A 13,844-nucleotide genomic window follows, 5' to 3' on the forward strand; every position below is an offset into this window, starting at 1 on the left:
GCACTATCTATAGCAGAACCATTGCGTGGCTACCCCCTCCGGGCTTATATAGCGCCAATTCCCTGTCATCGCTGATGACCACCGGTTTCGCCTCCAGAGGGGTGGGCGAAGCACAAAGGAGATTTGCCATGAGCAACGCACCTCTGATGCCCAAGGCGACCGCCGTCTGGCTGCTCGACAACACCGCGCTGACCTTCGACCAGGTCGCCGATTTTACCAAGATGCATCCCCTCGAGGTGCGCGCGATCGCCGACGGCGACGCGGCCCAGGGCATCAAGGGCATGGACCCCCTCTCCAACGGCCAGTTGACCCGCGAAGAGATCGAGAAGGGCGAGAAGAACCCGGACTACCGGCTCCGCCTCCAGGAGAGCAAGGTGGTGCTGCCGCCCCAGCCCAAGCGCAAGGGCCCGCGCTACACGCCGGTCTCGCGGCGCCACGAGCGCCCGAGCGCCATCCTCTGGCTGCTGCGCAACCATCCTGAGCTGAAGGACGCCCAGATCATGCGTCTGGTCGGCACCACCAAGAGCACGATCGCGAGCGTGCGCGACCGCACCCATTGGAACACGTCCGCGCTGACCCCGATCGACCCTGTCACCCTCGGCCTGTGCTCCCAGATCGAGCTCGATTTCGAGGTGCAGCGCGCAGCCAAGGAGAAGCCGATCGACGCAGCCTATGGAGGCGCCACGCTGCTGCCGGCCTCCGAGACCACCCGTAAGGACGAGTACGAGCCCGCGCAGAAATCCAGCGACGACCTCAATGTCGACGCCGTATTCGCCAAGCTCAAGACGCTCGGCGGCAAGAAGCAGGAGGACGAGCAGGAGTAGGGGCTTACTTCCCTGCACCGCATCCGGTTCGAACGCGGCGGAGCGATCCGCCGCGTTTTTGTTTGCGAGCGGAACTTTCGCGACGCCTCTGCCGGGAACGATGCGGCCGACCTCGCATTGTTTCCAGCGCGGAGGATCAGCGATGCGGGACGACGAAAACCATTTTGCGTTGATGCTGGGACGCGCTGTCCTGGCAGCCTGGGGCGACATGCCCCGGGATATCCAGGAAGCCTTGTTCGAGATTGCCATCAGGGACCGCCCTGGCGATCGCGACGACCTGGCGAAGTTGCTGCATGATCGGCATCCGCGGACGGTGCACGCCGGATAGCCGCGTCCCCCCGTGTATCACATTCGCCGGTGTGACGGCGCCAACCGCACCGTCAATGTCAGCTCCTCTTCAGCTATTTCTAGCGCGTTGTTGCGCGAGTCAGCGTCAGAGCAGAGAGCGGACAAGGATTTCGACTGCTGCGTTGCAGGCGGATCACGGGAGACGTGAATGCGAGCAAGCGCCGCGGCACCATAATTTCGGATCGGCACTCACGGCCGTTCGGGATGGTTCAGCATGTATTCGCCGAGATCACGCTGACGGCGATCGGCACGCGCGGTGGCTGCATTGCGCTGGACATCACGGTCCTTGCGGCAGGCCACGTATTCCGGCGAGCCCTGCGCATAACCGCGGCTCTGGCAAACCGCGTCGTCATCGTCGCCGCCGACCGCTACGGGCGTCTGGTAACGCGCGGAGCAGGCGGAGAGTGCGATGGCGAGCAGGGAGATGGCGCCATACTGCGCGAGCTTGGCTGACATTGATCGGTCCTGTCTCATTCGTCATTGCCGGGCTTGACCCGGCAATCCATCGAAATCAAGGCAATTGCCTGATCATTGATGGATGCCTGGGTCAAGCCCGGGCATGACGACCGGAGAGCACAATTCACATCCGCCCCTTCAGCGCCGCGCCGATCTCGTCGAGCACCTTGGGGTCCTCGATCGTCGCCGGCATGGTCCAGGCTTCGCCGTCGGCGATCTTCTTGATGGTGCCGCGCAGGATCTTTCCGGAGCGCGTCTTGGGCAGGCGGCCGACGGTGATCGCAAGCTTGAAGGCGGCGACCGGGCCGAGCTTGTCGCGCACCAGCGCGACGATCTCCTTCTCGATCTCGGCGGGCGCACGCGTCACGCCGGCTTTCAGCACTAGGAAGCCGCAGGGCACCTCGCCCTTGATCGCATCCTTGACGCCGAGCACGGCGCATTCGGCCACGTCCGGATGCGAGGCCAGGATCTCCTCCATGCCGCCGGTGGAGAGGCGGTGGCCGGCGACGTTGATGATGTCGTCGGTACGGCCCATGACGAAGACATAGCAGTCCTCGTCCTTGTAGCCGGCGTCCGAGGTTTTGTAATAGCCGGGGAATTCGCTGAGGTAGGCTTCCTTGAAGCGCGCGTCCTGATTCCACAGCGTCGGCAGGCACCCCGGCGGCATCGGCAGCTTGATGACGATCGAGCCCATGGTGTTGGGCCCGACCGGCTTTGCGGCTTCATCGACGATCTCGACCTGATACCCCGGCATCGGCACCGTCGGCGAGCCGTGCTTCACCGGCAGCATGCCGAGGCCGACCGGATTGCCGGCGATGCACCAGCCGGTCTCGGTCTGCCACCAATGATCGATCACCGGCACCTTCAACTGCTGCTCCGCCCATTCCACCGTCGGCGGATCGGCGCGCTCGCCGGCAAGGAACAGCGTGCGGAATTTCGAGAGATCATATTGCCGGATGAATTTGCCTTCCGGATCCTCCTTGCGGATGGCGCGGAAAGCGGTCGGCGCCGTGAAGAAGGCGACCGCCTTGTGCTCGCTGATGACGCGCCAGAACGCGCCGGCATCGGGCGTGCCGACCGGCTTGCCCTCATACATGATCGAGGTCGCGCCATGCAGCAGCGGGCCGTAGACGATATAGCTGTGACCAACCACCCAGCCGATGTCCGAGCCGCACCACCAGACCTCGCCCGGCTTGACGCCATAGAGGTTGAACATCGACCATTTCACCGCGACGAGGTGGCCGCCATTGTCGCGCACCACACCCTTGGGGATGCCCGTCGTGCCCGAGGTGTAGAGGATGTAGAGCGGATCGGTCGCGGCAACAGGCATGCAGGGCGCCTTCTTGCCGTCGTTCAGCGCCTTGCGCCGCAGGCTCGCCCAATCATAGTCGCGTCCCGGGGTCAGGTCGCAGGTGTGCGGCGGACGTTGCAGCACGATGCAGGCCTTCAGCTTCGCGCTCGCGAGCTTGATCGCCTCGTCGAGCAGCGGTTTGTACTGCACAATACGGCCAGGCTCGATACCGCAGCTCGCGGAGAGAATGAGCTTTGGCTGCGCATCGTCGATGCGCGTGGCGAGCTCCTTGGCAGCAAAGCCGCCGAACACCACGGAATGCACCGCGCCGATGCGCGCGCACGCGAGCATCGCGGTCACCGCCTCCGGCACCATCGGCATATAGAGGATGACGCGATCGCCTTTGGCGACACCAAAATCCTGCATGATTGCGGCGAGTGCCTGCACCTCGCTCAAGAGCTCGGCGTAGGTGAATTTGGTGATGCTGGCCGTCAGCGGCGAATCATGGATCAGCGCGACCTGGTCGGCGCGGCCGCGTTCGACATGGCGGTCGAGCGCATTGTAGCAGGTGTTGACCACGCCGCCGGTGAACCAGCGGCCGTAGGTTCCTTGCGTCGCATCGAAGATCCTTTTCGGCGGCTCGATCCAGTCGATCTCCTTGGCCGCCTCGGCCCAGAATCCTTCCGGATCGGCCAGCGAGCGCGCATGGACCTCGTGATAGAGACTCTTGCCCTGGACGTTCATTCCCGCGCTCCCGTTCCCTTTGGCCTGGTCTTGACCTGACGGCAGGAGAAGCGTCCCGCCAGGACCAGGATCAAGTGCCGGCCTTGCTTGACGGGTATTTTCCCGGGAACGGGCCGCGGTTCAAGCCGAAAAGGATGGGCCTTTTGGAGGAGAGGCGTAGAGCTTGCGCGCATCGGCGCTGCGCTCCCTCTTCCGCCTGCGAGGAGGCTGGGGTGCCTCCGCGTCGGGAGGCCTATGGAGGAAGTCTCCAAGAGGGGAAGGCCCTCACCCGCCGCGCTCTGGACGATGCTTCGCACCGCCGGGGACGCGTCGACCTCTTCCGCAAGCGGGAGAGCTAACCGAGCCAGCCGTGCGACTTCGGTTCTTCAGCGCTTCTCAGCTTGCCATCGCATCGAGCCGCTGCAGGCGGTCCTTCATGACCTTCTTCAGATCATAGCCGGGGCGGCCGAAGCTCGCGTTGCGCGTCGTGAGGAAATCGCGCTGGTTTTTGCGCAGGTCGGCCGCGAGACGCGCTGTCGCAGCCCGCAGCACACGCTCGTAGGTCTCAGCGATCTGGCGGTCCAGCACGCCGAGTTGCGGATCGGCACAGATCACCTTCTCGACCTCGCGCGTCGCCGTGGCGCAATCGAACGACGCAGCGTTGCCGGAAGCCGCATTCATCGCACGCAGCGGCTCGGATCCGAATTTCGCGATCTCGGCGATCATGGCGCGGCGGCCGCTCGCGGCATTCTCGTTACTCGGGTCGAGCCGCAGGGCCGTTTCGTAATCGGCCAGCGCCTTCTTGCGTTCACCCATCAACAAGGCTGATTGCCGCGCCGAGGAAGAAGGCGCGCAGCGAAATTTTGGCAAACCAGGGCATTTGCGCGGAAGAATGTGTGCCGCACATGACATAGGGCTCCGTGACGTCGGGTTCTCACCGTTGTCGCGGCTGGCAAAGGATGGGTTCAAATCGGGCGTGCGGAGAGCTGCCCGCACTCCTCGCCCCGCTTGCGGAGAGAGGCGGAGGTCCCGTCAATATCCATCCACACCGTTCAGCCGCTGCAGGCGCTCCTGCATCGCCTTCTTCAGGTCGTACCCTGGCCGGCCGAATCCGGCATTGCGACGCGCGACGTATTCATCCTGCGCGCGCTGGAGCGTCTTGGCTTCACCCGCATTGCGCGCCTCGCGGATCACGCGCTCATTGGCGGCAAAGATCTCCCGGTCGAGATCGGCGAGCTCGCGATTGCCGCAGATCGCCCTTTCCACGGCGCGTCGCGCACGGGCGCAATTGAAGCTTGGCTTGCCGGCGACCGCTATCTGCGCCCCGATCCGCTCGAGCTCGCGCGCCATTGCCTTGTGATTGGCCTTGGCCTTCTCGTGGTTGGGATCAATCTTCAATGCCGCGCCGAAATCCTGCACTGCCTTGGGCCTGTCCCCCTTCTTCAGCCAGAGCTCACCGCGCGCGTTGAAGATGTCGGCGAGACCGGGATCGAGCTGCAAAGCCCGGCTGTCGTCCGCGATCGCACGGTCGATCTGCTCGTGCCGCGCATAAAGCGCGCCCCGCGCGACCAGCGCCTTAATCAGGGCTTCCTTCGCGGTCTTCTCATGCTCGATCACGGCCGCGCAGGCCGTAACCGCCTTGTCCATATCGTCGGCCGCCGCCGCCGCAAGGCATGGCGCGACATCGACCTGCGCCACCGCGACCGGCTCGCCGCCCGTCGCCGCATGGGCCGCGGCGACCGAGAGCGCGCAGAGCAACCCGGCGCCCGACAGTTGAATGAGAAAGGAACGCATGTTCGTCACGATCGGAACGCCTTGCCTTCAATCTTGCCTGGTCGCCCCACTATCCATCATTACGGCCGGATTGGTGCTAGCTTGTGGCGCCGCTCAAATCGGTTTCGGGAATCACCGTGTCGACATTCGAATGGATCATCGTGCTTCTGCTCGGCGCCGTCGGCTTATCGGCGCTGGCGCGGCGGATCAAGGTCCCCTACCCGACCTTCCTCGCCATTGGTGGCGCGCTGATCGCTTTCGTGCCGTCGAGCCCGTCCTGGACGCTGGAGCCGGACCTGGCTTTGGCGCTTTTTGTCGCACCGGTCCTGCTCGATGCCGCGTTCGACACCTCGCTGCGCGATCTGCGCAGCAATTGGGTTCCGGTCTCGACCCTGGTCGTCGCCGCGGTCGGCTTGACCACGGCCGCCGTGGCCTATGTCGCGCACCGGCTGATGCCCGATATGCCCTGGGCTGCCGCGGTCGCGCTCGGCGCCATCGTGGCGCCGCCGGATGCCGCGGCTGCGGTCGCGATCCTCAGCCAGGTGAAGCTGCCCCACCGCATGGTGAAGGTCCTGGAGGGCGAGAGCCTGCTCAACGACGCGACTGCGCTCTTGATCTATCGCATCGCGGTGGGCGCGGTTGCCACCGAGCACCTGACGTGGAGCCAGGTCGCACCGACCATGGCGCTAGCGCTGGTTGGCAGCGTCATCGCTGGCCTGCTCGCGGGCCGCATTGTTCCGCTGTTCATTGAACGGGTGAAAGAGGCACCGAGCGCGATCATCTTGCAGTTCGCCACCACCTTCCTGGTCTGGATCGCCGCCGAGCATCTCGGCCTTTCCGGCATTCTCACCATCGTCGTCTATGCCATGACGATGGCACGCAGGGCGGGGCTGCGCATGCCGGCGCGGCTACGGGTGCCCTCCTATGCGGTGTGGGAGACGATGGTGTTCGTGCTCAACGTGCTCGCCTTCATGCTGATCGGCATGCAGATGCGACCGATCTGGACGCGGCTCGATGCCGACGTACGCTGGGAATATTGCGTCGCCGCCGCCTGGATCCTGCTCACAGTGGTGCTGGTCCGGCTGCTCTGGGTGACGTTCTACCGGACGACGCTCCGCGCGCTGATCGCGCAGCGGATCTATCGCCCGAAGGATCCGAAGCAGGTCGCCTCTGCCAAGGGCGGCCTCATCATCTCCTGGTGCGGCATGCGCGGCCTCGTCACGCTCGCCACCGCTTTTGCCCTGCCGGAACACTTTCCACATCGGGATTTCATCGTCTTCATCGCCTTTGCGGTGGTGCTGGGTTCGCTGGTGATCCAGGGCCTGACGCTGCGGCCGCTGATCCTGGCGTTCGGCCTCAAGGACGACGATCCTGTCGGCATCGAGGTCGCGCGCGGACGCGCGGTCGCCTATCGCGCCGCGCTCGACGCCATCGAGAGCGATCCGTCGGAGGAAGCGGAAATCCTGCGGCTCGAATATCGCGCGATCCTGATGCAGGCGGAAAACGATCCGAACGGCGGCATCGCCAATGGCGAGCTGCCCGCCGATCCCCTGCGCCGCCGCGCCATCGAAGCCGCGCGCAAATCGATCTTCGACCTGCGCGCGACCGAGGTGATCGGCGACGACGCGTTCCACAAGCTTGAGGAAGAGCTCGATCGCGCCGAATTGAGCGCGGGGGGATAGTTTCATCGTCCGGGACAAGCGCGCCCAGAGCGCGCGCGATCCGGGATCTCCGCGCGAGCGCTTGCGCTTGTGCGGGACGACAGTGGGATTGAACCAAACCCCGCCTTGCCAGACTCATTCCAGATGACGACCCTGATCGACGACCGTCGTGTCCGCGCGCGTGATGCGTCGCCAGCACGATATTTCTATCTCCACATGTCGCTCGCTTGCGCGGCCACCGCGTTTTTGGGCTTTGCACCGACCTATTGGGTGCCGCTTGCCAACCGGACATTCTCCGCAAGTCCCGTGATTCATTTTCACGGTCTCTTGTTCTTCACCTGGTCGCTCTATTTCGTGCTTCAGACCTGGCTCGCAGCCTCGGGCCGCGTGGTCAATCACCGCGCACTCGGCATGGCCGGCGTCTCGCTCGCGACCGCGATGACGATCTTCGGCTTCCTGGCCTCCGTGCATGTGATGCAGCATTCCGCCACGCTCGGGCAGGAGGAGGCCGGCATCGCGTTCTCGATCGTCCCGATGAGCGGGATCGCGTTTTTCGCGATGGCATTCGTGCTCGCGATTGTGAACGCTCGGAGGCCCGAGGTCCACAAGCGCCTGATGCTGCTCGCGGCGGTGTCAATTCTGGATGCCGCGATCGCGCGCTGGTTCCTCACCTTCCTCGCGCCTCCAGGACCACCGGGCCCGCCGCCGGTGCCCGTCACCATCGCGCCGGCCGCCGTCGCCTCGCTCCTGCTCGTCGTCGCCATGGTGCGCGACTGGCGCACCATGGCGCGCGTGCATCCCGTCTACATCTACGGCACGCTCGCACTGCTGGCGGTGAAGGTGCTGAACTGGCCGGTCAGCGAGACGGCGGCCTGGCACGCGTTTGCCGCCGGGATTCTGGCGCTGGCACAGTAGGTCGCTCTAACCTCCGCTGTCGTCCCGGATGAGCGAAGCGCAGATCCGGCACGACGGCGGCGCCTAGGCCCCCGCCTTGCAGGTGATCCCGCCGTCAACCACGAGCTCGATCCCCGTCACGTATTTCGACTCGTCTGACGCCAGGAACAGCGCTGCGTTGGCGACGTCGAAGGCGTCGCCCATGTGGCCCATCGGCACCTGCGCATCGCGCGCGCGCCACATCGCCTCGACGTCGCCCTTGGCATAGCTCGCGGCAAGCCCGGCAGAGTGCTCGACCATCGGCGTCTTCATCAGGCCCGGCAGGATCGCATTGACCCGCACATGATGGCGCGCGAACTCGATCGCGGTGGTGCGCGTCATCTGGTTCATCGCCGCCTTCGAGGCGCCGTAGGTGACGTAGGAGATGCCCATGTGGCGGATCGAGGCGATCGAGGAGATGTTGATGATCGAGCCGCCACCCTGCTTCACCATCACGGGAATGACGTGCTTCATGGCGAAATAGGCGCTCTTGAGGTTGACGCTGAAGACACGATCCCAGCTCTCCTCGCTCACCTCGACCACGCTGCCCATCTCGGCGATGCCGACATTGTTGTCGAGCACGTCGATGCGGCCATGGGCCTTCAGACACGCCGCCACCATCGCCTCGATCTCGGCAGGCCGCGAGACGTCGGCCGTGAATGCCATCGCCTTGCCGCCTTCGTCATTGATGATCTTCGCGGTCTCCTCGGCCGCCGCACCGTTGCGATCGACGCAAAACACCTGCGCGCCCTCGCGCGCAAAGGTCACCGCGGTCGCCTTGCCGTTGCCCCAGCCGGGTCCAATCGAGCCGGCGCCCACCACCATGGCAACCTTGCCGTTGAGCCGATCCATTGTGATCTCCCTTATTTCTCTTGTTGTTCGCAGATGCTCATTTTGGTGACGTTAGCACCGATCGGATGGCCGACAATCTCCGACAATGTCCGGCACTTTCCAGCATGGCACAGCCGCCACTCCCCCGCCGTGCCCGAATTACCCAGCACGACCTCCGGCACCGGCGCGCGGTTCGGTTGCCACTGAAACCAGCCGTCGATCAGCCGCGCCTCGGGCGGCGGCTCCATACCGGGGCCAGTGCCCTTGACGCGGGCCTGCACCAATTCGAGGCCGGCGGGCGTGGCCCGCCAGTCTTCCTGCCATTCGACCTTCGCGATCGAATGCGTCCAGGCCAACGTGAAGGCGGACAGCGCCAGCGCCTTGACGCCGCCTGCCGTTGCCAAGCAGAGGCTCACACCGCCTCGACCGCCGCCGGCGGACGCCGGCGCCATTGCCACAGCACGAGCGCCGCGGAGAGCACGAAGCCGGCCGTGTCGCTGAACGGGAATTCACCGAGCAGGCAGAACGCGGCGCCGAGCGCGACCAGCCGCTCGACCAGCGTCAGCCGCGTGAACAGGAAGCCGATCGCGACCATGCCGAACAGCGCGATCGCCACCAGCGCCTTGAAGCTCGCGAGTGCCACCGCGCCGTAGAAGCCGAGCTTGGCCGCCATGGGATCGCCGGCCTGCAGCATCAGCGCAGGCGAATAGACGAAGATGAAGGGGATGACGTAACCGGCGAGCGCGATGCGCATCGCCTCCCAGCCGATCTTGTCCGGGTTCTCCTTCGCGATCGGCGCCGCCGCGAGTGCGGCGAGCGCCACCGGCGGCGAGAGGTCGGCCATGATGCCGTAATAGAACGCGAACATGTGGCTCGCGATCAGGGGAACGCCGAGCTTGGCGAGCGCCGGCGCGGCGAGCGCGGCGGTGATGATGTAGGTCGGGATGGTCGGGATGCCGGTGCCGAGCAGAATCGACAGCAGCATGGTCATGATCAACGCCAAGAACAGGCTCTTCTCGCCGAGGCCAATCACCCAGCCGCCGAAGATGGTGCCGACACCGGTCTGCGACATCATGCCGATGATGACGCCGACGATAGCGCAGGCCATGCCGACGGTGATGGCGGATTTGGCGCTCTCGGCCAAGGAATCGCGGCAGGCGCGCAACGCCGCAAAGCCGCCGCGCACGAACGCCGCGATCACGATGAGCCCGACCACGACGCAAGCAACCGGCACGATCTGGAGGCCGTCGCGCGACAGCGCGGCGACGACCAGCGCGAGGCCGATCCAGAAGATGTAGCGAATGACCGTCGCGGACACGCCGGCCGTGATGCTGGTCCCCAGGATCAGCGCCACCGTCAGCGCAAGGCCCATGCTGCCGGCATAGAGCGGCGTAAAGCCTTCGAACAGCATGTAGACGAGGGCGGCGAGCGGCAACACGAGATACCAGCGCGTCACCAGCGCCTTCCAGGCGCTCGGGATCTCCGAGCGCTTCATGCCGACGAGCCCGTGCTTGCCGGCTTCCAGATGCACCATCCAGAACGCTGAGGCGAAATAGAGGATCGCAGGGATTGCCGCCGCCTTCACGATCTCCGAATATTGCACGCCGAGCGTCTCGGCCATGATGAAGGCAACCGCACCCATCACTGGCGGCATGATCTGTCCGCCCATCGAGGCCGTCGCCTCGACGCCCGCCGCGAACGCGCGGCGGTAGCCGAACCTGATCATCAAGGGGATCGTGAACTGGCCAACCGTAACGACGTTGGCAACGCCGGAGCCGGAGATCGTGCCCATCATGCCCGAGGCGAACACAGCGACCTTGGCAGGTCCGCCGCGGGTGCGGCCGAACAGGCCGAGCGAGACGTCGGTGAAGAGCTGGATCATGCCGGCGCGCTCCAGGAAGGAGCCGAACAGGATGAACAGAAAGATGTAGGTCGCCGAGACGTAGATCGGCACGCCGTAAAAGCCTTCCGTGCCGAACGACAGATGCGTGACGATCTGGTCGAAATCATAGCCGCGATGGTTGAGCGGCGACGGCAGATATTGGCCGAAGAACCAGTAGACGAGACAGGCGCCGCACATCAGCGGCAGCGCCGCGCCCATCAGCCGCCGCGTGCCCTCGAAGATCAGCACGGCCAGCAGCGTGCCAACGACGAGATCAAGCCGCGTCGGATCGCCGTCACGGGCGATCAGGTCAGCATAGAAGATCCATTGATAGAGCCCGCAGAAGAAGCCGGCGCCGCCGATCACCCAACCGAGCGCACGGCCGAAATTGCTCTTCGCGGTGAAATTGCCGATCAGGCCGAAGGTAAGCAGCACGAGGAAGCCGACATGGACGCCGCGCACCACCTGGCTCGGCAGATAGTTGAAGGCGGCGACATAGAGCTGGAAGGTGGCAAACGCGATCCCGATCCAGTAGGCGAGATGGCCCCACCAGCCCGGACCAAAGCCTTCCGGAAAGCCGTGCTCGAAATTGTCGAACTCGACCTTGATGGGCGCAGCTTCGGTGCCCTCTGCCTGCAACATCGATATGTCCCCGCGCCCTGAAATCGTCATGCCCGGGCTTGCCCCGGGCATCCATCGAAAGATGAGTCCTGGTGGATGGATGGCCGGGTCAAGCCCGGCCATGACACCTGTATTACTTGATCAGCCCCTTTTCCTTGTAGTAGCGGATCGCGCCGGGATGCAGCGGAACCGGGCTGCCGCTGGCGGCCGTCTCGAGCTTGATCTCCTTGCCGGCTGCATGCGCGTTGGCGAGCTCGGGCAGCGACTCGTAGACCAGTTTGGTCATCTGATAGGCGAGATCGTCCGACACCGCCGAACTGGTCACGAGGTAGTTCACGACGGCAGCCGTCGGCACGTCCTTGTCCTGCCCGGTATAGGTGTTGGCCGGAATGATCGCGGAGATGAAGGGCGGGCCGATCTTGTCGACGGTCTCCTTCGGCACCGACACCACCGTGATCGGGCTTGAGGTCGACAGGTCCTTCAGCGAGGCGACGCCGAGGCCGGCCGATTGCAGCGTCGCAGCGAGCTGGCGGTTCTTCATGAGATCGACGGATTCGGCGAAGGGCAGATATTCGACCTTGCCGAGATCCTTGTAGCTCATGCCGGCGGCGGCGAGGATCGCGCGGGAATTGAGCTCGGTGCCGGACTTGGGCGCGCCGACCGAGAGGCTCTTGCCCTTGAGGTCGGCGAGTGTCTTGATGCCGGACTCAGTGGTCGCAACGATCTGGATGTAGTTCGGATAGATCGCGCCAATGGTCCTGAGCTTGTCGAGCTTAGTCTTGAAGCCCGCCTCCTCCTCGCCGTTCCAGGCGGCTTTGAGCGAGTCACCCAGCGTGAAGGCGAGCTCGCCGCGGCCCTGCTGCAGCAGGATGAGGTTCTCGACCGACGCTTTGGTGGCCTGCACCTGCGTCTTCACATTCGGAATCTTGTCGCCGTAGATCTTTCCGATCGCGACCCCGAGCGGATAGTAGACGCCGGAGGTGCCGCCGGTCAGCACATTGATGAAGGATTGCGCCTGAGCGCAAGGTGCCGACGCCGCCAGAGCAAGAGCCGCGGCCACGCCGAAGAACGTCCGTTTCATGGTTGTTGTACTCCCCAAACCGGCGGCGAAATTGGCCGGATGAAGGGGGCGGGTCAACCCATCCAAAAGGCAAAACAGGACTGCGGTAAACGGCCGTTCCGGCTCGATTTTTTGGGGGAACCCGGCGGGTGCGGCGAGGTGGCGCAGCGCTCACCTCTCCGCTCGCGGAGAAGTCGCGAGGCTCGCTCCTCTAGCGGGATTGCCCCCACCGCGAATGCCCCTCTCCCCAATACTCCCCCGCAAGCAGGAGGGAGCGCACCCTCACTGGAACGTCATGTCCAGGCACTTGGAGATATCGGAGCCGAGGCCGGAGGAGATGATGATGCAGCCGCGCACCTTTTGCGCGCTGGCATCGGCGGCCCAGACCGAATAGCCGCCGGGGCCGAAGAACGAGTTGGTGTTCGGCGGCTCGGTCTCGGTGGCGTCGAAATCGTATTTGCCGTCGGTCTCGAAGATGCGCGGCTTCCTGGTGCAGCCGCCGTCGGTCTGGACGTTGATGACTTCCTTGTTGTCGCGGGTCAGCGCCAGCGAGACCTGGCAGCGGAAATATTCCGAGGTCTTGGTGTTGAACAGATAGGTGTAAGACTTGCAGGTCGCGGTGTTCAGCTTGCCGGGGGCAAGGCCGCGGCTGCACGAAATGCGCTGGTTGTGGCTGAGCTGGTAATCATCGGCCCGGGCGGCCGGTGCCAGCGCCGTCAGTGACAATGCAGCAGCCCAGCAGAGTTTAATCACATGGCGCATCCGAATCATCCCCACCCATAATTTGTCGAGTTGCGTTCTAGACGGAAAGCGGAACATAGTCGCGAGGGGACGAAGGGAAAATCACAAACCGCTGGGCGAGACGTGATGCGCTGCGGCGCTTTCGCGAATTGACCCGGAAATACCGTTCGTGATTTGTTCAAACCCGGAATGTCCCGACGGTGGGAGGATGGGAATGACGGGATTTTCAACCAAGTCATTTGCAATCGCAGTCGCGCTCGGCGCCGTTGCCGCGCCCGCACTGGCGCAGACCGCGGCAACGCCGTGGGAGCTCAAGCCCGACACGGGCTACGCCTACGACAAGGAGGGCAAGACCTATTCCTACAAGATGGGCACCAGCAATGCCGGCGAGCTGCTGAAGGGCGCCAAGAAAGTGCCGAAGGGGACGCTGTTCTTCATCGGCCACAACGGCCAGCTCTACATGCGCACCGGCCCATATCTCGAAGGCGACGGCAAGTTCAAGTTCGGGCCGGATCAGTAGGGTTTGACCTCGCGGCGATAGCGGCGCCACACGCTCGGCGTCATCGTCCGCGAAGGCGGACGATCGAGTATTCCAGAGGCCGTTGTAATTGAATCGAGGGGGGCCGCGGCATTCTGGATGCCCCGGTCAAGCCGGGGCATGACAGCGGAGGATGTAGCTGCCGTAGGTGGGCAAAGGCGC

Annotated in this window: 14 protein-coding genes; 5 read left to right on the top strand and 9 right to left on the bottom strand. The window is 64.6% G+C overall.

Annotation, left to right across the window (positions count from 1 at the left end; all coding sequences use genetic code 11):
- Positions 1–128: 128 nt before the first annotated feature.
- A complete protein-coding gene (locus IVB01_RS29525) occupies positions 129–824 on the top strand; it encodes a cell cycle transcriptional regulator TrcR (protein ID WP_247277931.1) in 696 nt (231 codons plus the stop codon).
- Positions 825–966: 142 nt separating this feature from the next.
- A complete protein-coding gene (locus IVB01_RS29530; RefSeq protein ID WP_247277932.1) occupies positions 967–1,152 on the top strand; it encodes a hypothetical protein in 186 nt (61 codons plus the stop codon).
- Positions 1,153–1,361: 209 nt separating this feature from the next.
- Here IVB01_RS29530 and IVB01_RS29535 read toward each other — a convergent pair whose 3' ends face one another.
- The 4 genes from IVB01_RS29535 to IVB01_RS29550 form a co-directional block, all read right to left on the bottom strand.
- Positions 1,362–1,628, bottom strand: coding sequence for a hypothetical protein (locus IVB01_RS29535; protein WP_211411683.1), 267 nt, complete (start codon positions 1,626–1,628; stop codon positions 1,362–1,364).
- A 124-nt stretch (positions 1,629–1,752) separates the two neighbouring features.
- Positions 1,753–3,663 (bottom strand): propionyl-CoA synthetase, encoded by a 1,911-nt coding sequence (locus tag IVB01_RS29540; protein ID WP_247281438.1) that lies wholly within the window; start codon positions 3,661–3,663, stop codon positions 1,753–1,755.
- Between the two features lie 375 nt (positions 3,664–4,038).
- Positions 4,039–4,458 carry a lysozyme inhibitor LprI family protein gene (locus tag IVB01_RS29545; protein ID WP_247281439.1) on the bottom strand — a complete coding sequence of 140 codons (420 nt, stop codon included), beginning with the start codon at positions 4,456–4,458 and terminating at the stop codon, positions 4,039–4,041.
- Positions 4,459–4,674: 216 nt separating this feature from the next.
- The gene (locus IVB01_RS29550; protein ID WP_247281440.1) at positions 4,675–5,436 is read right to left on the bottom strand and encodes a tetratricopeptide repeat protein; all 762 of its coding nucleotides are present in this window, start codon (positions 5,434–5,436) and stop codon (positions 4,675–4,677) included.
- Positions 5,437–5,519: 83 nt separating this feature from the next.
- On the opposite strand from IVB01_RS29550, the gene IVB01_RS29555 reads away from it, so the two are divergent.
- On the top strand, positions 5,520–7,097 hold the full coding sequence (locus IVB01_RS29555) for a sodium:proton antiporter (RefSeq protein WP_247281441.1): 1,578 nt from the start codon (positions 5,520–5,522) through the stop codon (positions 7,095–7,097).
- A gap of 123 nt (positions 7,098–7,220) precedes the next feature.
- Positions 7,221–7,991 (top strand): hypothetical protein, encoded by a 771-nt coding sequence (locus IVB01_RS29560; protein ID WP_247281442.1) that lies wholly within the window; start codon positions 7,221–7,223, stop codon positions 7,989–7,991.
- Positions 7,992–8,054: 63 nt separating this feature from the next.
- On the opposite strand, the gene IVB01_RS29565 is transcribed toward IVB01_RS29560, so the two are convergent.
- From IVB01_RS29565 to IVB01_RS29585, 5 genes are all read right to left on the bottom strand, one after another.
- Positions 8,055–8,861, bottom strand: a complete 807-nt coding sequence (locus tag IVB01_RS29565) for a glucose 1-dehydrogenase (protein WP_247281443.1) — start codon at positions 8,859–8,861, stop codon at positions 8,055–8,057.
- Positions 8,862–8,872: 11 nt separating this feature from the next.
- Entirely contained in the window at positions 8,873–9,292 is a 420-nt protein-coding gene (locus tag IVB01_RS29570; RefSeq protein ID WP_247281444.1) for a DUF1850 domain-containing protein, read from the bottom strand.
- Entirely contained in the window at positions 9,253–11,364 is a 2,112-nt protein-coding gene (locus IVB01_RS29575; protein WP_247448915.1) for a TRAP transporter permease, read from the bottom strand. Before IVB01_RS29575 ends, IVB01_RS29570 begins: the two co-directional genes overlap by 40 nt.
- A 112-nt stretch (positions 11,365–11,476) precedes the next feature.
- Complete coding sequence (locus IVB01_RS29580) at positions 11,477–12,424, bottom strand: TAXI family TRAP transporter solute-binding subunit (RefSeq protein ID WP_247281446.1); 948 nt, start codon at positions 12,422–12,424, stop codon at positions 11,477–11,479.
- 261 nt (positions 12,425–12,685) lie between these two features.
- Positions 12,686–13,165, bottom strand: a complete 480-nt coding sequence (locus tag IVB01_RS29585) for a hypothetical protein (RefSeq protein ID WP_247281447.1) — start codon at positions 13,163–13,165, stop codon at positions 12,686–12,688.
- A 193-nt stretch (positions 13,166–13,358) separates the two neighbouring features.
- Here IVB01_RS29585 and IVB01_RS29590 point away from each other — a divergent pair, with 193 nt between their 5' ends.
- A complete protein-coding gene (locus tag IVB01_RS29590; protein WP_247281448.1) occupies positions 13,359–13,664 on the top strand; it encodes a hypothetical protein in 306 nt (101 codons plus the stop codon).
- Positions 13,665–13,844: the final 180 nt, after the last annotated feature.

Origin of the sequence: Bradyrhizobium sp. 164 (genome assembly GCF_023073715.1) — a bacterium.
Lineage (GTDB): Bacteria > Pseudomonadota > Alphaproteobacteria > Rhizobiales > Xanthobacteraceae > Bradyrhizobium.

Coding starts and splice junctions, on each gene's coding strand:
- IVB01_RS29525 (WP_247277931.1), top strand. CDS start 129: ATGAGCAACGCACCTCTGATGCCCAAGGCGACCGCCGTCTGGCTGCTC.
- IVB01_RS29530 (WP_247277932.1), top strand. CDS start 967: ATGCGGGACGACGAAAACCATTTTGCGTTGATGCTGGGACGCGCTGTC.
- IVB01_RS29535 (WP_211411683.1), bottom strand. CDS start 1,628: ATGTCAGCCAAGCTCGCGCAGTATGGCGCCATCTCCCTGCTCGCCATC.
- IVB01_RS29540 (WP_247281438.1), bottom strand. CDS start 3,663: ATGAACGTCCAGGGCAAGAGTCTCTATCACGAGGTCCATGCGCGCTCG.
- IVB01_RS29545 (WP_247281439.1), bottom strand. CDS start 4,458: ATGGGTGAACGCAAGAAGGCGCTGGCCGATTACGAAACGGCCCTGCGG.
- IVB01_RS29550 (WP_247281440.1), bottom strand. CDS start 5,436: ATGCGTTCCTTTCTCATTCAACTGTCGGGCGCCGGGTTGCTCTGCGCG.
- IVB01_RS29560 (WP_247281442.1), top strand. CDS start 7,221: ATGACGACCCTGATCGACGACCGTCGTGTCCGCGCGCGTGATGCGTCG.
- IVB01_RS29565 (WP_247281443.1), bottom strand. CDS start 8,861: ATGGATCGGCTCAACGGCAAGGTTGCCATGGTGGTGGGCGCCGGCTCG.
- IVB01_RS29570 (WP_247281444.1), bottom strand. CDS start 9,292: ATGGCGCCGGCGTCCGCCGGCGGCGGTCGAGGCGGTGTGAGCCTCTGC.
- IVB01_RS29575 (WP_247448915.1), bottom strand. CDS start 11,364: ATGTTGCAGGCAGAGGGCACCGAAGCTGCGCCCATCAAGGTCGAGTTC.
- IVB01_RS29580 (WP_247281446.1), bottom strand. CDS start 12,424: ATGAAACGGACGTTCTTCGGCGTGGCCGCGGCTCTTGCTCTGGCGGCG.
- IVB01_RS29585 (WP_247281447.1), bottom strand. CDS start 13,165: ATGCGCCATGTGATTAAACTCTGCTGGGCTGCTGCATTGTCACTGACG.
- IVB01_RS29590 (WP_247281448.1), top strand. CDS start 13,359: ATGACGGGATTTTCAACCAAGTCATTTGCAATCGCAGTCGCGCTCGGC.